The organism is Streptomyces sp. RPA4-2, from assembly GCF_012273515.2.
In the GTDB taxonomy this organism is placed as follows: Bacteria; Actinomycetota; Actinomycetes; order Streptomycetales; family Streptomycetaceae; genus Streptomyces; species Streptomyces kaempferi.
Genome location: NZ_CP050975.2, coordinates 9,586,014 through 9,604,588 on the forward strand (window position 1 = coordinate 9,586,014; position 18,575 = coordinate 9,604,588).

Consider the following 18,575-nt stretch of genomic DNA (forward strand, 5'->3'; position numbering starts at 1 on the left):
GCCGAACGCGACCTGCGCCACTCAACCGTAGCCACCGCACGCCAGGCCGGAACGGCTGACGACAGCACGCCCTCTCATGCCCGGACCCGGAACAGGCGCTGACGGGAACCGATAATGCGTTGCCGGTCTGAGCTGCGCTTGAGAGCATCCGGTGCATGGAAGAGCCTGCCGAAGTCCTCAGTTCTGGCCAGGTTGAATTGCGCCGGTGGCGCATGAGCGATCTCGACGCCTTGGATCGGGCGATCTACGAGTCGCTGGACCATCTGGTGCCGTGGATGCCTTGGGCGGCCGACTCCGGCAGGCAGCAGACCTCCGACTTCCTCGCCCGGAACCAGGAAGAGTGGAAGACCGGGCAGACCTTCGGCTACGCGATCACGTCAGACGCGGCGGTGATCGGCAGTTGCGGCCTCATGCGCCGTATCGGAGCGGGCGGCCTCGAAATCGGCTACTGGCTTCACCCTCATTGGACCGGACGAGGTCTGGCCACGACGGCCGCTGCTGCCCTTGTCCGCCAAGGCTTCCAACTGGCGGACGTCGACCGCATCGAGATCCATCACGATATCGCCAACTCGGCCAGCGGAGCCGTCGCCCGACGCTTGGGATTCACCGAGGTCGAGCGCATACAGGCACCTGAGGGGCCCCAAGCGCCCGGTGAAGTGGGGACTGATGCCATCTGGCGGATGACTGCGGACCAGTGGAAGGCGAGGGTGGCTGAGGTCGCTCGACAAGGCGATGGGTAAGGGCAATTCAGGTTGCCACAGCCGCCGACGTGGCTGACGGCGGCGTGGCCGAGGACCTGCTGTTCCGTCTCGCTCTCATGCACCCCGAGACCCCGATCGTCCGGGCCGACTCCGCATATGCGTCCGTGGCACGTGTCATCGAGCCACAGGACCGTTATGACCGTGGAGCGCGTGGACAATGTGCGGCCAGGCCGCCGCGCCCAGGAGTGCATCGGCCTGAGGGGTGCCTCCGTACAGAAATCGCCGGGACGCCTGGGCGGGACTCTCGCCGGGGAGACGTGGGCGGTGGCCGGCGTCTTCCCGACTGATGACGTGCACCGAGGCTCCCGCGGAGCGACGGCGCTCCGCCAGTTGTCCGGCGAAGCGAAGAGACGGCCACATCGCGTCGTCGCCACCTGCGACAAGCAGAAGATCGGCTCGAACCTTCTCCACAGCGATCTCTGCGGCGGGAAGCAGGCCCGCGAAGGTCAGCTCGCTCTGTTCGTACCATCCGCGGACGGAAACCTGGCCGTTGCCCGGTTCGGCGGGGGCCCAGGCGTCGTCCATCGGAACGAACGGCAGGGGCTGGCCCTGCCAAGCCCAAGATGCGCGGTATGGGCGCTCTCGTCCGTCCCGCCCCGGACCGACGTTGCACCAAACCCGCGACGTGGGCGACAACGCGACGACCACGTCCACGCGCGGCTCGTGCACCGCGGTGAGCAGAGCGGCTTCAGCTCCCTTCGAGACGCCGAGGTTACCGATGCGTCGGGCCCCGTGCGTCTGGAGAAGACCGATGGCCTCGGTGAACGTCTCCAGAGGGATCTCACAGATACCCGGGGGCTGTCCTGGACCGCCGAACCAGCGGATCGACAAGGCCGTCATACCCTGCCGGGCGAGGATCCGTGTCCTCTCGTGCTCGATGCGTCCACTCGAACCTCCGAGGACCAGAACGCCGATGTCACTCCCACGAGTGGGTGTGACCAGGACGCCTTCCCACGGATTCGTCAACTCGCGCTCAGTGACCTCCATGTATGCCCTCTCGACGCCCCACGGCCAGCCTGAGCAGCCTACGTTCCTCGGCGAACAGGTGCGTGGGGAGCCGCTTCGTAAGCCGGCAGCACGGCAGCGATATGCACGGTCAACGGCTGGCCGCTCTGGAGCGAGCCATCGCCCTCCCCGTCGATCGCAGGCGTCGGCAGCATCATGTCGCTGAAGTCCTCATAGGAATCGGAGCCGTCAGCCGGCAAGCGGGCCAGGGCCTCCGCACCCTGAGTTCGACCGTGTGCGGGAGGGGTGTCCAGTAGTCGCTCGCCAAGGCATACAACAGCGACCGAACCGTGTCCACCAGTGAATGTCCAGGCTGCCGGCCGCCAATGGAGACGACTCCAACTGATGACCGACAGAGGGGTCACCGGAGCGTGAACGACGCTCGCTGCTGCCACCTTGTCCCGTCGTGGACCATGAGTTCGACCGACGACACGCGGGCCGTGACGGGAAGCCGGCCGCGAACGTCGGCTTCGGCCTCCTCCAGCACCGCATCGTCCTGGCCCTGGGCGACGGTCAGATGGGGGACGACCTCGTCGAACTGGCCGCCGAACGGCGGGGTTTCCGGCCACCGCTGCGCGATCGCCTCGGTCAGACGGCGGAACGGGATGTCCGGTTCGGGGAGGAGATACAAGATCCCCGGGAAGCGTCCGCAGCGCTCGAACCGGGCCTCGAAGGGCCGGTGACGGCCGATCACGTCTCTGATGGCAGCGCAAGCGCCGTTGTCGATGCGGCTCTCGTCGAGGAACGGGAAGAGGACGGTGACATGGGCCGGAACGCCCGCACGGGCTGAGGGGTCCAATCGGTCACGCCACGCTCGCACGGCGGGTTCCGCCTCGGGGACCCTCACGATGAGTCCCGACCGCCCTGCTTGAAACCCACCGGAGTCGTCGCCTGTCATCGCACATATGTATCAGCGAGCACACAACGCCAGCGACCCGATTGACGACCGCGGACGGTGGAACCGGCGGTCGGCACCCAACGTGCGGTCGGCCACCGGTCCCAGGGGCCTCGGTTACCTCGTCGCTCGTCCACCGTGCGCCGAGGAGGCGTTCCTCTGGCGATGTTGACCTCGGCGTCCGTGGCTCCCGCCGGCCGTGTCCGGGCGGGCCACGCGGCGCACGGCAGAGCCTGCCACGGCCCCATGGCCCGCCCGGTCATGGGATCAGCGAGAGAAGAGCCCGATGCCCTCCGGGACCGGGCGTTCGGCGCCACCGGTCGGGTGGTTGCGGACGACGGGGGCGCCGGTCACCGGGTCCCGGGTCACCAGGGTGGACGAACCGCCACCGTCCAGGTTCACGCCGGCGTCAGCGCCCACGGTGTCGAGTACCTCGGCGACCTCGGCGACCGTCAGACCCGAGCCGCTCTCCGCACTTCCGTCCAGCACCAGCAAGTAGAGGCGCCGACCGTGGTCGCCGACACCCGCGCCGGTCCGGGTCGCCGCGGCCTTGGTGTCGAGGCCGGGCAGGGGCACGCCGTCCCGGAGCACCGGGAAGCCGCCCACGGCGAACTGCAACCGCTTGCCGCTCGCGGTCTTGAGCCGGTCGGAGACCTTGACCTTGTCCCCGGTCCGGAGTGCGCGCAGCCGGTCAGCGCCGGCCTCCCGGCCGACCAGCACCACGGTGTCCTCGGCGATCGCGCCGGCCCCGATCGTCGCGGATCCGGAGACCACCCGGCCGTTGCGGACGGTGACCTCGTAGGTGTCCGCGGAACAGGCCGCGGCCCGGACGGTGTCCGTCCCGCAGACCGACCGCTGCCGGGAGACGTCGCCCCACTTCGGAGTGAACGCGCCCACCCCGCCCACGGGGATGGCGTACTGATTGAAGGCGCCGAGGTCGAACGAACCGGACTTGGTGTGGACGCTTCCCTTGAGCGTCAGCTCGTCCAGCCGGGCCCGCTTGTTGTAGCCCACCCCGATCACATCGCGCGTCGACGTGCCGGGCGGCAGGCCGGGACCGAACCGCTGGCCGTTCGGCACGGCCGCCTTGAGTGCCTCACCGTGGGCGATCGCCGGGCCGACCGCCGAGTTGGTGGGGGCCACCCCCACGTGCTGGGACTCCTCGATGTTGAAGAAGTCCGCGTTGATGCCCGCCACCGCGCCCTGCGCGGCGACCATCTGGGACAGCTTGACGCGGCTGGAGACGGTGCCGGGGGTGAGCAGGTCCACCGCCACATGCCGGTTGGTGAGATCAGCGGTGACCAGATGCCCGGACACCACCCCGTGCGAGCCCGTCACCGAGAACGCCCGGTAACCGATGCCCGGTGCCACGGGCAGATCGTCGGCCAGCCGGACCTTGTCCAGCGCGGTCGCCTGCCCGACACCCGCACCCGCGACCACCGCACCCACGGTGGCCGCCGCGGCGACGACCCTACGAGCACGAACAGCAGATCTCATCACGTGACGTCCCGTCATATCTTCTTGTGTACCGGATCTTCGACAGACGGCATGACACAGGACGGGACGCAACATCGGACGACGGCGCACCGACGGGACGGCGAACTCTGGTGGCGCGGCGGCACCGCACCCGACGGCGGAGCGATCATCGCCGGCGTGGGCGCGGGATCAGGCGGCCGGGGGATTCTGGTGGGGTCCGACGATGTCCAGGACGGCCATCATGCCCATGTCCTCGTGGTTCAGGATGTGGCAGTGCAGCACCGTCCTGCCGGTGAAGTCGGTGTAGTGGATGCGGATGACCGCCTCGCCGAGCGCGGGCACGTTGATGGTGTCGTACCAGCCGTGGGAAGGGTCGTGGGGCTTCCCGTTGATACTCATCAGCTGGAAGTCGTTGGTATGGATGTGGAAGGAGTGGTCTTCCTTCGCGTGGTTGCGGATGGTCCACTCCTCGACGCTGCCGAGGATGGAAGTGAAGTCGATCCGATGCGGGTCGTACATCCGGCCGTTGATGTAGAACTTCGTGCCCGGCCCGTTCTCTGTGAAGACGACCGTCTTGCGGGCCGTGATCGTCGCGTCGCTCAGGTCCTCGTGGGGGGCGAAGTCGGTCGGGAGCGCGGCGCGGCTCATGGCCTTGCCGCCGCTGACGACGGTGGCCAGGTCGGCTCGGGGGAATCGGTTTCCGGCTGAGCCGGTGTCGTACGGGAGGGTCTCCAGCCGCGTGGTGCCAGGCCGGCCTCCCTGGACGAGGACGTCGAAACGCGCGCCGGCCGCGATGAGCAACGTGTCCTGGTCGTACGCCTTGGGGACGGGGATGCCGTCCTGGGCGATCACGCGGAAGCGGGTGCCCGGGAGGTGGAGCTTGTAGTAGATGTTGGCCCCGATGTTGGCGAGCCGCCAGAGCTGGGTCTCACCCGGCCGGATGCCGATCACCGGGTTCCGCTGGCCGTTGACGGTGCGGTTGGTGGCCGCTCCGATGCGAAGGGGGTGGGTCTTCACTGAATCGCCCTGGACCTGGAAGTCCTTGAGCGCGATCGTGTGCTCGGTGATGCCGCGCAGCGCCGGTGGCAGGTACTGCCGCAGGCCTTCGACGATGATGACGCCCGACTCGCCCCCGGCGACCTGCGGTGCCGACGTCATGTCCGCGTGCGAGTGGTACCAGTAGGTGCCGGTCGGATGGTTGAGCGGCAGTCGGTACGAGTAGTGGTACGAGTGGTTGTACTTGAGGGCGATGAAGATGTCGTCGGCGGGGGCGCGTGGCGAGACGTGGAGGCCGTGCGTGTGCAGGTTGGTGTCCTCGTCGATGTGATTGGTCAGGGTGAGGTCGATGCGGTCGCCGGGCCGTACACGCAAGGTGGGCGGCATATAGGTCCCGTTGTACGTGGTGGCGTACAGCTGTCGGTCACCCACCCGTACCTTGCGGCGCTCGACCGTGATGGCGGCCTTCAAGAGGCCCTTGCGGCTGACCAGTTCCGGCGGGTCCTGCAGCCGAGGGCCGGCCGCGGGGTCGTGCCCGTCCTTCGGCGCGGGCTGACGGGTGGAGTGGGATGGTCCGGTCGGAGCCTGACCCCCACAGCCGGCCAGCCAGCCGGTGGTGGAGAGCAAGCCGGCGACGAGCCAGGCCGACGAGGTACGGACACGGGACCGGGGCACATCACTCCTAGGGAAGCCGAGCGACCGGGCGGAGCCACGCCCAGGGAAGCCGAAGCCACGACGGTCCACCGGCGGCCCGTCAGCCGGAATGTAGAAACGATGGACACCGCCACCCTGCCCGCCACGCCCTCGGAACGGCGGCAACCACTCAAGAACAGTGCGACTTTTACACGGATGGCGGCAGTTCCGATGACTTCGGACCCGTCGGCAGGTGCGGACACGTGCTCCGCACACGAGAGTGGCGACGGCCCCAGGGCGACTCAGCGAGTAGGTCCGGCGAGCAGGTGACCGGCGGGGCATCGGCCGTGAGTCGCGGGCTGGTCGCCATCACCGACCACCGACTTCCGGATCGGTTGCCACGTACCGGAATTGAGGGCCTCAGGGGCGCCCGGTGCGGGGCCGTACACGGCTTCGGCGAGCCCTTGAACACGTTTCGGCAGTGGGCGTCGACCCCTGGGCCGCCCGGTCCCCGGCGTGCCCTGACGGGCCCGTCCGCAGCCTCGACGAAATGGCTCTGACCTGGTGTTTTTATGGATTCTGGCTAGGGTGGTGAGGTCTGCGGGACACCATGGGAGGGGTCTTCATGAGTGGAGATGGCATGGGGTACGACGCTGCCCGGATCGAGGTCCTGGAGGGGCGGGAAGCGGTTCGGAGACGGCCCGGGATGTATGTCGGCTCGACCGGCGAACGAGGCCTGCACCAGCTGGTGTTGGAGGTCGTCGGCCGGGCGGTGAACCGGTTCCTGGCCGGCCGCTGCGGATCTGTCGACGTCACGCTCACGGCCGACGGCGGTGTGCGGGTCGCCGACGACGGTCCCGGGGACCCGTTCGAGACCGCCGGGGCCACCTTCGGCCGGGACCTCGAAGCGCTGCTGACCAGCTTCTGCGCCGGGTCCGAGCCCGTCGGCCGGTACAACGCGGCCGTGGGCCATTTCGGATGGGGACTGTTCGTCGCCAACGTTCTGTCGAGCAGGCTGACGGCCGAGGTGCGGTCCGAGGGGGCCCGCCGGGTGCACGAGTACGCGCGCGGTGTCGCGGTCGTACCGCCCGCCGTCATGGAGCCGGCGACGGGAAGCGGGACGACCATCGCCTTCTGGCCCGACGCCGAGATCTTCGAGACGACGCGGTGCTCGTTCGCCGTGCTGGCGGAGCGATTCCGGCAGGTGGCCTTCCTCAACCGGGGGCTGCGGATCTCCCTGACCGACGAACGCCCGGCAGGCGAGGCCCGAGTGGTGGCGTTCCGATTCCCGGACGGGGTACGGGACTTCGTGGCCGCCCTCGACGCGGAGACGGGGGTGGGCCTCCATCCGGAGCCCATCGGTTTCGAGCGGGACGACCCGCGGATGGCGGGGACGATGGAGGTGGCGCTGCTGTGGAAGGGCGGCCAAGAGGAGCGGATGCGCAGCTTCGCCAACAGCCGGGCAACGCCCGAGGGCGGCACGCACGTGGACGGCTTCCGTGACGGCGTGGCGGCCGCGGTCACCGCGACCGCACGGGAACTGGGACTGCTGACGGCAGCGGACCCGGACCTCCGCGCGGACGGAATCGGCGTGGGTCTCACGGCGGTTGTGTCGGTGAAGCTCGACCGTCCCGAATACCTCGGCGCCACGCACGGTTTGCTGGGCGACACCGACGTGCGGGTGTGCGTCGGCGAGGCCGTCCGGGAGTACCTGGGCAACTGGTTCGAGGAGCGGCCGGAGCGGGCCGCGGAGATCGTCGACCGAATCGTCCGGGGCGTCGATCAGGAGTCAACTTGACCCGGCCCTGAAGGGCCGGGCTTGGAGGTAGTGCCCAGCTGGCTGCTGGGGTGGACTCCTCCGTCCAGACACCCTGATGGGGTGGCAGGGACGCGTGACTCACGCCCCGCGTTCCACACGCTTTCGCCACGGGTGGCGATGTTGTGGGAAGCATTCCGGTCGGCGTGGGCAACGACCCCGCACCCCCGGCAGATGAAAAGCCCCTGGTCGACCCGGTTTCGCTTGTCGATGTGGCCGCACTCGGCGCACGTCTGCGACGTGTATGCGGGATCAACGAAGACCAGGGGCACCCCGGCCCGCTTGGCCTTGTAGACGATGAAGTTTCCGAGCTGGGCGAATGCCCAGGAGTGGAGTGCGACCCGTTGGGGCTTGCGGAGCCGTACCCGGTTGCGGATGCCCTTGAGTTCTTCGAGTCACACGCCGCGTCCGGTGCGTTCAGCCTCGGTCACGATCGTCTTGGAGATGATGTGATTCTGGTTGGCGGCGTGCCGCGCCTCTGTGCGGGCACGGGCCTTGAGCCGCCGCTTGGCGCTCTTGGTGCGCTTCTTCTGGAGCTTGGCCCGCAGGGCAAGCTGTCGCTTGCGGTACCGGTTGAGTCCCCGCCCGGCGGCGAGGTAGCCGGTGGAGGCGGTGGCGATGTTCTCGATGCCGAGGTCCACGCCGATGAAGCCGTCCGGCTCGTACTGCTGCGCCTCCGGCACGTCACAGGTGGCGACGAGGTAGAACACGCCGTCGCGCTCGATCAGGTCGGATTCGCCCTGCCGGTGCGCCTGGAGCATCTTGAGCGTGTCCGGGGAGCACACGAATGAGACGTTCTTGACCCGGCCGTCCACGGTCCAGATGGACACGGTCCGCTGATCGTGCTGCCGGCTCAAACACCGGTCGTCATACGGCTGCGCGGCCTGGGGCCGGAACGCGATCGGCTTGGACTCGGCCTTGCGGCGACGCCTGGAGCCTTCCTTGCCGAGGTTCCCGGCACGGATGCTGGCCTTGAGCGTGGTGTACGAGTCGCGCACCTTCTTGGTGACGTGCTGCGCGGCCTGCGCTCCCAGCCCACGGGCTTTGAGTTCGGCGTAGGTGTGCTTGCGCAGCTCGTACTCACGCGGCACGCCGTGCTCGAACGCCACCTCCGACACCCAGTTCGCGGCGTCATTGACCGTGCTCAGGGTGCGCTCAAGCGCGGATGCCTGCACGGCATCCGGCATGAGTTTGACCTGCGTCACGATCTTCATGGGCGTACCGTGACATTGATCTATGTCACCACGCTGGGAGCCAAACCCCGATATCCGCAGGGGTCGTAGCGTCGTCCACACCCTCCAGGCGCATTTGGTCTTCACCCCCAAATATCGGCGCGGACCATTCACCGACGAGATCCTTCGGCGCTGCGAAGAGGTCATGCGCGACGTGTGCACCGACTTCGGCGCGGAGCTGCGGGAGTTCAACGGCGAATGCGATCACGTCCACCTGCTCGTGCACTACCCGCCCAAGGTCGCCATCTCCCGGCTCGTAGGCTCCCTCAAGGGTGTCTCCGCCCGTCGCCTGCGGCAGGAGTTCCCCGGCCACATCCGCACGTATCTGTGGGGTGAGCACTTCTGGTCGCCGTCCTACTTCGCCGCCTCGTGCGGGGACGCCCCGCTCGCCGCCATCAAGGAATACATCGAAAACCAGAAACATCCCGGCTGAGGCCAATACCGCAGACCCGTGCACCCGCGCGGGTCAGAGCAGCGTTAAGAAGCACTTCCTCCCGCGCGTGAACGCCCAGGGCTCCGCGCTAGATCATGCTGAAGAGGATTGAAAAGGACCGAACAGCGCTGGAGGGCCCTGGCGGCGGGCTGCCGAAGCGCTGTGGACCGGCGCACCGAAAGCGGTGCCGGGGCGACGGGCCACCGGCTTTCGTCCGCGAGACCCGTGAACAGCGGGTGCCGCCGAGGCCGCGGGTGTCGTCACTCGGGGTCGGCGACGAAATGGTCGGTGCCCAGCACGGCGAGCAGGGCGAGTCGCTCGTGGCTCGCCGTCCCCGGCGTGGCGGTGAATATGAGCAGTGACTGGCCCTGGTCCGGGTCGAGCAGGAGTTGGCAGTAGAGCTCCAGTTGTCCGACCTGGGGATGAACGAACCGTTTGGTCTCGCTCCACCGGAGGCCCACCTCGTGGCGCTCCCACCATCGTGTGAACTCGTCGCTGGTGCGGAGCAGGATGTCCGCCAGGTCCGCTGCGGGGGAGTCGGGCCCGTTCCGGGTGACAGCCGCGCGCAGCAGCGCGACGTTGATCCGGCTGTTGTTGTCGTGCTCCTTGGGGTGGTACCGCTCACGCTCGGCCGGATCGGTGAACCAACGGTACGTCGCACTGCGGTAGTTGCCGGTGTACTGGGTCTGGTCGCCGAGCAGTGCGACCGCGGACGGCGTCTGCAGCAACGTCTCGCCCAGCGGGCCCATGACTTGCGCGGTGGTACCGGCCAAGCCGTCCATGACACGCATCAGCCCGGGGCTCACGTGCTGAAGCCGCAGGTCACGGCGGGCGGTGCGGTAACCGGCGAGCAGGAACAGGTGGTCGCGTTCGTCCGGCGTCAGGCGCAGGCCGCGGGCGATGGCCGTGACCATCTGCTCCGACGGTTGCGGGCCGTCGCCGCGTTCCAGCCGGGCGAAGTAATCGGCGGACATGGTGCACAGCTCCGCCACCTCCTCGCGGCGCAGGCCCGGAGCGCGTCGGCGTGGTCCGCGGCGCAACCCGACGTCCTCCGGTTGCAGCGCCGCACGGCGGGTGCGCAGGAAAGCGCCCAGGGACGAGCGGTCGAACGTATGGTCCATGGTCCCCATCGTTGGCCATCCGGCGCGGCATAGCCACGACCTGCCAGTCAGCGGTTGCGCGTGTCCTTCCAGCGCCCGTGGAGGGCGAGTTCACTGGCGACGCGATCACTGGTCGCCACGAACCGCGAACCGTGAACCAGAAACCGCCAACCGCCAACCGCGAACCGCGAACAACGGAGCCAGGACCCATGACCAGTTGGACAGCGAACGACCTCCCGAATCTGACCGGCCGTACGGTGGTGATCACCGGCGCCGGCCGTGGCCTCGGCCTGATCACGGCACGCGAGCTCGCTCGTGCCGGTGCCCGAGTCGTGCTGGGGGTACGCGACACCGGAAAGGGCCGCCGCGCCGTCGCCGGCCTTCCCGGCAACTTCGACATCCGCCCGCTCGACGTGTCGGATCCGGCCTCGGTGCACGCCTTCACCGACTCCTGGTCCGGCGACATCGACATCCTGATCAACAACGCCGGTGTGATGGACATCCCCGCCGCGCGTACCGCCGACGGCCTCGATCTGCAGACCACCACCAACTACACGGGTCCGTTTCTGCTGACCACCTTGCTGCTCGAGCACATCACCGACCGCGTGGTGCACGTCACCAGCGAGCTGCACCGGCGGGGCAGGATCGACCTGGACGACCTCGACTGGCGGACGCGCAGGTATCACGGGATGCCTGTCTACGAGGCGTCCAAGCTCGCTGTCGTCCTGTTCTCGCTGGAGCTGCAGCGCCGACTGACCGCTGCCGGCAGCCCGGTCCGCTCGGTGCTCGCGAGTCCGGGCATAGCCCGCACCGCGCTGGCGGCCCACTCCCGGTCGAACGTCATCAACCGGCTCACGTTCCTCACCAACTCCCCGGAGCGGGGAGCGCTGTCACTGCTCTACGCCGCGACCCAAGACGTCCCCGGCAACTCCTACATCGGGCCGGACGGCCTGGGCGGCTTCCGGGGCTCCCCGGCAGTCCGCCGGCAGGGCAGGGTCGGCCTCGACCCGGTCATGGCCGCTCGGCTGTGGGACGCGACTGCCGACCTCGTGGGATCGCGTCCGATGAGCTGACGGGGGGACCGCCGAGGACGTCCTGGGCCGCCTCAGGGTGCACCGACTAGGTCTGGGGCCACCGGGCACCACGCCGCGGCGGATGGGCGCGCCGACAACGTGTATGCCTCCCGCAAGAACAGCTCCCGTCCGAGTGGACATGGCATTGAATGCGCCATCTCGGACAAGGCAGACGAGGTACCGAGCCGCCGCCACGAGGTGGGACAAGCCGGCGGTCCTTCAAGGGGCGACCGTGCTGATCCAAGAGGCGACCGTGCTCATCGCGGCCATCAACGAGTGGTGATGGCCGCCCGCTCTCATTCTGCGGGGTCCAGGTTCCATGCCTCGGGCACATCGCTGCCGCAGAAGACGCAGACGAAGTCGTCCTCACGCACGATGTTGTGCTCCTGGCAGCCGGGACATCGCCGGAACACCACGTCGTGGGTGAAGCCGGACGGACGCCCGAGCCCAACGGCATCCAGAGCCTCGGCGACCGCCGACCAGGAGCTGACGTCCGGGCAGTATCCGGTTGACTGATTGCTGACGTCGCCGACCACCCATCGGCCTGCCTCACGCGAGAAACTGATCTCGCCGGCGCTCCTGACCAGCCCTCCGCCGGCACAAGCCACATGCTCACTCCGCCGCGGCGCCAGCCGAAGTACGCCGTCCGTGTCGACCACAAAGGTGAACGGCTCGACCAGTTCCGCCGCCGGTCGCTCAGTGACCCAGCTGTCGAAGTCAGCCGCTGAGACGATTCGGCAGCCACCGCTGCCAGGTCGGACCTCAGCTATCAGGTCGACCGGACCGACGTACCGATAACACCGCTTCCGTGCGCTCACGCGCGCCAACCTAGAACACTGTCGATACACGCTCTACCGGGTGGTCCGTGTCGGCGGCGGTGATTCCGCCAAGTCCCCTCCGGCACGCAAGGATCCGGCCGACGATCCGGCCGGCCACCGCCCGTGCTGAGCCCGAGGCGGATGGTCAAAGCCGCCGAGCGGTGTGCCGTGGCGGAACACGGCGGGTAAGCGGTGCTGACACGCCATCTCAGTGACTTCCCGCAGGGTTGGCCACCCCGGAGAGATCGAGGAGCCGGTGCATGGTCTCGGGCGGCAGAGCGGGATTGGCCGCGGCGTTCCGTGCGGAGGCGGGGACGTTGAGGCGTTGATTCAGCTCCTGGCTGGGGAGTCGGGGGTCCCGAAGAGCCCACCAGCCGACTTCCGGATCGTCGATCAGCCGCAGGACAAGCTCGGGGCCGGCCTCGGGATCGTCCAGGGCGGCTCGGCGCAGCCGCGCATCGGGGTGGTCGACGAAGCGGGCGAGGCCGGGTTTCGCGAAGTTCGGGTGGGAGCGCAGGAAGGTCCATTTGAGGCCGTGCCAGTGGGCGTACATCTCCAGCACGAGTGCGTGCGGGGCTTCCTGGCACGACTGGCACAGGGTGAGTTTGACGAAGAAGTCCTCGTCCTCGGCTAGGCGATCCACCACGTCGGCGGGCAGGTGCCGCTGCATGGCGATGCTCCGTCGCAGCAGGACGTGACCGGAGGCGGCGGCCCGGCGGGCGATGTCCGGTTGGTGGCCCCGTTCCACGATCCAGCGCGGGGGTGTGTGGTACCCGTTCGGCACGACATACGCGACGGCGGAGCGCTGTTCCTCGGTGAGGTCCTCGCGCATCGAGAGGGAGAGCCGGACGGAGTCGTCGGGGTCCTCGGCGAGTCGCAGGGCCAGGGCGGTCGGTACCTCGGGATCCTGGGCCGCTCTGCTTCGTACGAAGGGGTCGGGGTCCTGGACGCGCTCGTCGGGCTCGGCTCGCGGCACCGGCTCGGGTGGGAACAACTGGGCGACGGCGTCCCGGACTCGGGGCTCGGGGTCGGCGAGCAGCGCTTCGCGTACGGCGGCCGAAAGCCGCGGCCACAGGTCGGCCGTGAGGGCTGAGGCCCGCACCAGGGCGTCCTCGTCCTCGGCGAGCCGCGCCCGCACCGCCACCGGCAGGTCCCACTGCGTCGCCATGCGCCTGACTCTCGCCTCGCTGTCGCCGGCCAGGACCTCCGGCACTCCCTCCGGTACGCGTCGGCCGAAGTCCCCCGCGATCGCCGCGTATACGAACCGGACCCGAGGTTCGGGATCGCGGGCGAGCCGTGCCAGGACGTCGACGTCGGCGGTCGGGTTCTCCACTGCCTGAAGGCGGTGGTCGATCCGCGGGGCGGCCACCAGCACAGCCGTGCGCTCCCGGTCGAGAGGGCACCTGGCCAGCCAGGAGGAGGAGTAGGCGGGCAGTTCCTCCACGGTCAGCAGCCGTGTCAACACCGACGCGGGCAGAGCAGGGTTCAGTGTCAGCCCACCGAGCCATTCCCGTGCCAACCGCTCATCCCCGCCCAACCGATCCAAGTCCCCACGCCCCTCGCTCATGCGCCCATCCTGCTGGATGGTCGGGACATCCATGTACGTATACGGGCGATGAGCGGCGCCGGGACCCTGCCACACAGCCCGGACCGGCACGTATAGTGCGTGACGTGTATTTCCCGGGCTGGCGGACTTTCTGGTGGCGTTACATCGCCGGCCCCGGCGCAGTAGTGGTCTTCGCGGCTCTGATCGCCTTGCTGATCCCAGCCCTTTCCGCGCACGAAGGCAACGGCCGACAGGGTCGCTGGACGGCTACGAACATCCTCTGCGGCCACAACGGCTGCAACGAAATCGGCACCTTCTTGTCCGCGGACGGCGGCGACCGGCGTACGCGGATCAGCATGTTCGGAGGCCCGGACCTCGCGATCGGCCAAGCCGCGCCGGCCGTCGACACGGGTGGTGACGAGGTCTACCCGCCGGGCGGGGGCGACGCCTGGTGGCACGACCTCATCGGAGTGAGCGCTGCCGGGCTGGCCGTCGCCGCCTGGCTGTGGGCGTTTCCCATCCGCGTACTGCGGCGGCGTCGCCTGCGGCAGCAGCACTCGGATCCCGCGGTCGCCTGACGTCGTTACAGGCCCTGTCCGGGACCCGCCGGGCCGGAGTTGTCTCCTGCGTCCCGCCGGCCGAAGCCGCCGCCCCGCGCGCTCCTCACGGCCCCGGAGCCCCCGGTGAGCACGGCGAACGGTCAGGCGAACGGCACCGACATCACTCGATCAAGTCCAGTAGCGGCAGCGCGCCATTCAACCCAGCGGAACTGTGACCGGCATCACACCTCGATGTTCGAACTTCGACGCCCGCCACGCATCTAGTCGGCGTCGGGTCACCGGGCGACCGCACAACAGCACCTCCACGGCCGCCCATTCCATTCCACCGAGGAAGTTCAATGGGTTATCTGCGCGGATTCATCCCCTGGATCGTCTCCGGCGTCGTCTCGTCCTTCGACTGGCGCTGGGGCGCGGTAGGAGGACTCGTCACGGGGCTGCTGCTCCTGTGGCAGGACCGTCGTCGCGGAGTCGGCCTCGACGCGCTGATCCTGGAGATCAGCACCGTCGTGTACTTCGTGGCGGTCGGCGCGTTGGCCGTCGCCGATCCCGGCTCGGCCCTGGCGGACCACACCGACGTGGTCTCCTTCGGCTGGCTGGCGCTCACCGCGTGGGGGACCCTGGCGATCCGGCGCCCCTTCACCCTGGGCATCGCCCGGCGCCAGACACCCCGTGAGTACTGGGACATGCCGGAGTTCATCCAGGTCAACAACCGCATCACCAGTGCCTGGGGCGCCGGCTTCACCTTCATCGGCGTCAGTCTGGCCGTCTGCGGGGCGGTGGACGCCCCGGCCTGGGTCGGCATCGCCGCCCATGTCGCCGGGCTCGTCGGCCCCGCCGTCTTCACGAAGGTCCACCCCGCCCGGGCCCAGGCGCGCCTGCTGGCCCAGGCGCCGGTGACGTCCCTTCCCTAATAGGCCGTCTCCTCAATAGGCCGTCTCCTCGCAGGACGTTCGCAACCTCTCGAAACCGACAACTCACCACACGAAGGAGCAGGCACATCGTGAGCACCGTCCCGGAAGCAAGGAACATCGTTCTCGTGCATGGCGGATTCGTCGACGGATCGGGCTGGAAGGGGGTCTACGAACTGCTGCGCGCGGACGGTTACACCGTGAGCGTCGTGCAGAACCCCACGCTCTCGCTCGACGGCGACGTCGCCACGACCAACCTGGTGCTCGACGCTCAGGACGGCCCGACCGTACTGGTCGGACACTCCTACGGCGGCGCGGTGATCTCCGAAGCGGGCAATCACCAGAACGTGTCGGCGCTCGTCTACGTCGCCGCGTTCGTGCCCGACAAGGGGGAGTCCGTGAACACCCTCATCGCCGACCCGCCGCCCGGAGCGCCCGTGCCCCCGATCCTGCCCCCCAGGGAAGGATTCCTCTTCCTCGACCGGGAGAAGTTCGCCGCGTCCTTCGCCGGGGACCTGCCCGTCGACGAGGCCCGGTTCCTGGCCGACTCCCAAGTCCCCTGGGGGCTAGACGCCCTGGGCGGGACGGTCGACCGGCCCGCCTGGCGCGCCAAGCCGAGCTTCTACCTGGTCGCCACCGACGACCGCATGATCCCTCCGCCGGCCCAGCGCGCCATGGCCGAGCGGGCCGGCGCCACGGTGAGCGAGACCGGCGGAAGCCACGCCGTCTACGTGTCCAAGCCCGCCGAGGTCGTGGCGCTCATCAAGCAGGCCGCCGCCGGAGCCACCGGATGAGAATCCTCCGCAAGCGACTGCGTGCCCTGCATCCCTCCGCTCTCGAGCGCTTCGAGTACCAGCGTGCCCACGCCCGTGCCGTCGAGGTGCGCGGCGCCTCGCACGCGGCGATGGTCAGTCACCCGGGCACCGTCACCCGCATGATCGAGGACGCGGCCCGCACCACGGCGGAATAGGCACCCACGGCCCGGCCCACAACTGACCTGGTGCCACCCGATGTTCGCCGTCCTCCGTGGATTCCGTGACCGTCACGGAATCCACGGGGGCTCGATCAAGGAAAGCGGAATGACCGACGACACAATGCTTCCCCCTTACCTCCGCGGCCGCTTCGCCCCGGTCCCCGAAGAGCACAGCGCGGCCGGCCTCACCGTGCGGGGCTCCCTGCCACCGGACTTGGACGGCCGCTATCTGCGCAACGGCCCCAACCCGCTGCCCGGCGGGGACAAGGGCCACTGGTTCACCGGATCCGGCATGCTCCACGGCATCCGACTGCGCGCCGGGCGCGCCGAGTGGTACCGCAACCGGTGGATCCGTACGAGGGAGTTGGAGGGCCACCCGTTCATCCGCGAGGACCTCACCCTCGACCTGACCGCGACGCCCGCCAACACCCACGTGATCCGGCACGCCGACACCGTGCTGGCCCTGTGCGAGGTGGGACTTCCCTACTGGGTCTCCGAGTCGCTGGAAACCATCGGACCGTTCGACTTCGGCGGGCGGCTGACCACCTCGATGACCGCTCATCCCAAAGAGGACCCGGACACGGGTGAACTACACCTGTTCGGCTCCGGGTTCGCCCCGCCCTACCTCACCTATCACCGGGTCACGGCGGAGGGCCGGCTGCTCGACAGCCGGCCGGTCGACGTACCGGGCCCGACGATGATGCACGACTTCGCGATCACCGAGCACCACATCGTCTGGATGGATCTGCCCGTCGTCCTCGACCCCGTCCTGGCCGGGCGCGCCGGCATGCCCTACCGATGGGACGAGGGGTACGGCGCGCGGCTCGGGGTCATGCCCCGTACGCCCGGCAGCACCGAGGTGAGGTGGTACGACGTCGATCCCTGCTATGTCTTCCACGTCGGCAACGCCTACGAGAACGCGCAGGGGCACGTCGTGCTGGACGCCGTGCGCTACGACCGGGCCGGGTTCCAGTACGCCTGGACGGACATCGGTGGATCCGCGGGACCGAGCGGCCTGGTCGGCGCGATGGAACCGGGCCACTCCCAGGCACCCGCCGTCCTGCACCGCTGGACCCTGGACGCGGTCACCGGCCGTGTCACCGAGTCCCAACTGGACGACCGTGCGGCCGAGTTCCCCACCCACAACGAAACCCTCACCGGACGGTCGAACCGCTACCTGTACACCGTCTCCGGTGACGGCATCGCCAAACACGACCTCGCGCACCGCACCAGTCACGTCCACGAGACGCCTGGCACCCGCCACGCCGGGGAAGCGGTCTTCGTGCCGGCGGCCGGGGCCACCGGCGAGGACGAGGGCTGGCTCCTGTCGCTCGTCTCGGACGAGGACGGAGCGGCGGGGGAACTCCTCGTCCTCGACGCCGTGGAGCTCTCGGTCCAAGCAGTGGTGGAACTTCCGTACCCGGTTCCGGCCGGCTTCCACGGGAGCTGGTTGCCGGAGCCCGTCGCCCGGTTCTGAATCGCCCGACCGCCCAGGCCAAGGGAGCTCGCCCGGTGGCGCTGTCACGTTGTTGGGTGTGTGGGTGGTCTGACGGTGCGTCGGGGCATGGTGGGCCGGCCGTCCGGGCGGTGTTCAGGCCGTGGTGGGCCGGCCGGCAGCGCCGGTGATCTGGTCCCAGATGGCGAAGCGGATGGTCATTTCGGCGCGGTGCTGGGTGGCGGTCATCAGGTGGCGGTGGGGTCGGAAGTGGGGTGAGATGCCGCTGAAGGCGGACAGGAAGCGCTGGGCCGCGCCGACGCTGCGGAAGCCTTTCATCGCGTGTTCCCTCTGGCGGGTGGGCTGGTGGCTGTTCTCCGCCCGGTTGTTCAGGTACTTCGACTGCCGGTGCTCGACCGAGGGCATGACCTCGCGTTGGGCGGCGCCGTAGGAGCGGAGCCTGTCCGTGACGACCACCCGGGGCACCGTACGGGCCTTCTTCATCAGGCGGCGGAAGAACCGCCTGGCCGCGGCAGTATTCCAGCGGTCCTGCACGAGGATGTCCAGGACGTTGCCGTCCTGGTCGACGGCCCGCCACAGGTACTTCAACTCGCCGTTGATCTTGATGAAAACCTCGTCCAAGTGCCATTTGTCGCCGGGCTGGGGCCGGCGGCGGCGCAGTCCATTCGCGTAGGTCTGGCCGAACTTGGCGCACCAGCGGCGCACGGTCTCGTAGGAGACGAGGACACCGCGCTCCAGCATCAGCTCCTCGACCTCGCGGAAGCTGAGCGGGAACCGGAAGTACAGCCACACACAGTGGGAAATCACCTCGACCGGGTACCGGTGCCCCTTGTACGACGGCGACGCACTCACCACGGACGACCCCTCCCAGCACGATCAACCACAAGATCATCC

At 69.0% G+C, this 18,575-nt stretch carries 17 protein-coding genes and 1 pseudogene; 9 read left to right on the forward strand and 9 right to left on the reverse strand.

Going from position 1 to position 18,575, the window contains the following annotated elements; translation table 11 throughout:
* The first annotated feature begins 155 nt into the window (after nucleotides 1–155).
* On the forward strand, nucleotides 156–740 hold the full coding sequence (locus HEP85_RS42340; RefSeq protein ID WP_168532737.1) for a GNAT family N-acetyltransferase: 585 nt from the start codon (nucleotides 156–158) through the stop codon (nucleotides 738–740).
* A 135-nt stretch (nucleotides 741–875) separates the two neighbouring features.
* On the opposite strand, the gene HEP85_RS42345 is transcribed toward HEP85_RS42340, so the two are convergent.
* The 4 genes from HEP85_RS42345 to HEP85_RS42360 all read right to left on the reverse strand — a co-directional run bounded on the left by HEP85_RS42345 (nucleotide 876) and on the right by HEP85_RS42360 (nucleotide 5,808).
* Nucleotides 876–1,748, reverse strand: coding sequence for an acyl-CoA thioester hydrolase/BAAT C-terminal domain-containing protein (locus HEP85_RS42345; RefSeq protein ID WP_168532739.1), 873 nt, complete (start codon nucleotides 1,746–1,748; stop codon nucleotides 876–878).
* 379 nt (nucleotides 1,749–2,127) lie between these two features.
* The gene (locus HEP85_RS42350; protein WP_168532741.1) at nucleotides 2,128–2,664 is read right to left on the reverse strand and encodes a 2'-5' RNA ligase family protein; all 537 of its coding nucleotides are present in this window, start codon (nucleotides 2,662–2,664) and stop codon (nucleotides 2,128–2,130) included.
* Between the two features lie 264 nt (nucleotides 2,665–2,928).
* Nucleotides 2,929–4,158 (reverse strand): phosphodiester glycosidase family protein, encoded by a 1,230-nt coding sequence (locus tag HEP85_RS42355; RefSeq protein ID WP_329294294.1) that lies wholly within the window; start codon nucleotides 4,156–4,158, stop codon nucleotides 2,929–2,931.
* 168 nt (nucleotides 4,159–4,326) lie between these two features.
* Nucleotides 4,327–5,808 carry a multicopper oxidase family protein gene (locus HEP85_RS42360; protein ID WP_211118177.1) on the reverse strand — a complete coding sequence of 494 codons (1,482 nt, stop codon included), beginning with the start codon at nucleotides 5,806–5,808 and terminating at the stop codon, nucleotides 4,327–4,329.
* 598 nt (nucleotides 5,809–6,406) lie between these two features.
* Between HEP85_RS42360 and HEP85_RS42365 the strand changes: the two genes are divergently transcribed.
* Complete coding sequence (locus HEP85_RS42365; RefSeq protein WP_168532747.1) at nucleotides 6,407–7,564, forward strand: ATP-binding protein; 1,158 nt, start codon at nucleotides 6,407–6,409, stop codon at nucleotides 7,562–7,564.
* Here the strand turns inward: HEP85_RS42365 and HEP85_RS42370 are convergent.
* Nucleotides 7,549–8,796 (reverse strand): annotated as a pseudogene (locus HEP85_RS42370) (RNA-guided endonuclease InsQ/TnpB family protein). The gene HEP85_RS42365 and the pseudogene HEP85_RS42370 overlap by 16 nt on opposite strands.
* 22 nt (nucleotides 8,797–8,818) lie before the next feature.
* Here HEP85_RS42370 and tnpA point away from each other — a divergent pair.
* A complete protein-coding gene (gene tnpA / locus HEP85_RS42375; protein ID WP_168531420.1) occupies nucleotides 8,819–9,247 on the forward strand; it encodes an IS200/IS605 family transposase in 429 nt (142 codons plus the stop codon).
* Nucleotides 9,248–9,507: 260 nt separating this feature from the next.
* On the opposite strand, the gene HEP85_RS42380 is transcribed toward tnpA, so the two are convergent.
* The gene (locus HEP85_RS42380) at nucleotides 9,508–10,377 is read right to left on the reverse strand and encodes a helix-turn-helix transcriptional regulator (RefSeq protein ID WP_211118178.1); all 870 of its coding nucleotides are present in this window, start codon (nucleotides 10,375–10,377) and stop codon (nucleotides 9,508–9,510) included.
* A 179-nt stretch (nucleotides 10,378–10,556) separates the two neighbouring features.
* Here HEP85_RS42380 and HEP85_RS42385 point away from each other — a divergent pair, with 179 nt between their 5' ends.
* Entirely contained in the window at nucleotides 10,557–11,420 is an 864-nt protein-coding gene (locus tag HEP85_RS42385) for an SDR family NAD(P)-dependent oxidoreductase (protein WP_168532751.1), read from the forward strand.
* Between the two features lie 296 nt (nucleotides 11,421–11,716).
* Here HEP85_RS42385 and HEP85_RS42390 read toward each other — a convergent pair whose 3' ends face one another.
* Both HEP85_RS42390 and HEP85_RS42395 read right to left on the reverse strand, forming a co-directional pair.
* Nucleotides 11,717–12,238, reverse strand: a complete 522-nt coding sequence (locus tag HEP85_RS42390; RefSeq protein ID WP_168532753.1) for a hypothetical protein — start codon at nucleotides 12,236–12,238, stop codon at nucleotides 11,717–11,719.
* Nucleotides 12,239–12,446: 208 nt separating this feature from the next.
* Nucleotides 12,447–13,805, reverse strand: coding sequence for a hypothetical protein (locus HEP85_RS42395; RefSeq protein WP_168532755.1), 1,359 nt, complete (start codon nucleotides 13,803–13,805; stop codon nucleotides 12,447–12,449).
* Between the two features lie 104 nt (nucleotides 13,806–13,909).
* Here HEP85_RS42395 and HEP85_RS42400 point away from each other — a divergent pair, with 104 nt between their 5' ends.
* From HEP85_RS42400 to HEP85_RS42420, 5 genes are all read left to right on the forward strand, one after another.
* Nucleotides 13,910–14,362, forward strand: coding sequence for a hypothetical protein (locus HEP85_RS42400; RefSeq protein WP_168532757.1), 453 nt, complete (start codon nucleotides 13,910–13,912; stop codon nucleotides 14,360–14,362).
* Nucleotides 14,363–14,682: 320 nt separating this feature from the next.
* Nucleotides 14,683–15,255, forward strand: a complete 573-nt coding sequence (locus HEP85_RS42405; protein ID WP_168532759.1) for a hypothetical protein — start codon at nucleotides 14,683–14,685, stop codon at nucleotides 15,253–15,255.
* Nucleotides 15,256–15,344: 89 nt separating this feature from the next.
* Nucleotides 15,345–16,046 (forward strand): alpha/beta fold hydrolase, encoded by a 702-nt coding sequence (locus tag HEP85_RS42410; RefSeq protein ID WP_168532761.1) that lies wholly within the window; start codon nucleotides 15,345–15,347, stop codon nucleotides 16,044–16,046.
* Complete coding sequence (locus tag HEP85_RS42415; RefSeq protein WP_168532763.1) at nucleotides 16,043–16,222, forward strand: hypothetical protein; 180 nt, start codon at nucleotides 16,043–16,045, stop codon at nucleotides 16,220–16,222. The genes HEP85_RS42410 and HEP85_RS42415 overlap by 4 nt, the downstream gene beginning before the upstream one ends.
* 109 nt (nucleotides 16,223–16,331) lie before the next feature.
* Complete coding sequence (locus tag HEP85_RS42420) at nucleotides 16,332–17,702, forward strand: carotenoid oxygenase family protein (RefSeq protein WP_329294302.1); 1,371 nt, start codon at nucleotides 16,332–16,334, stop codon at nucleotides 17,700–17,702.
* A 114-nt stretch (nucleotides 17,703–17,816) separates the two neighbouring features.
* On the opposite strand, the gene HEP85_RS42425 is transcribed toward HEP85_RS42420, so the two are convergent.
* On the reverse strand, nucleotides 17,817–18,536 hold the full coding sequence (locus HEP85_RS42425) for an IS6 family transposase (protein WP_365770306.1): 720 nt from the start codon (nucleotides 18,534–18,536) through the stop codon (nucleotides 17,817–17,819).
* Between the last annotated feature and the right edge of the window lie 39 nt (nucleotides 18,537–18,575).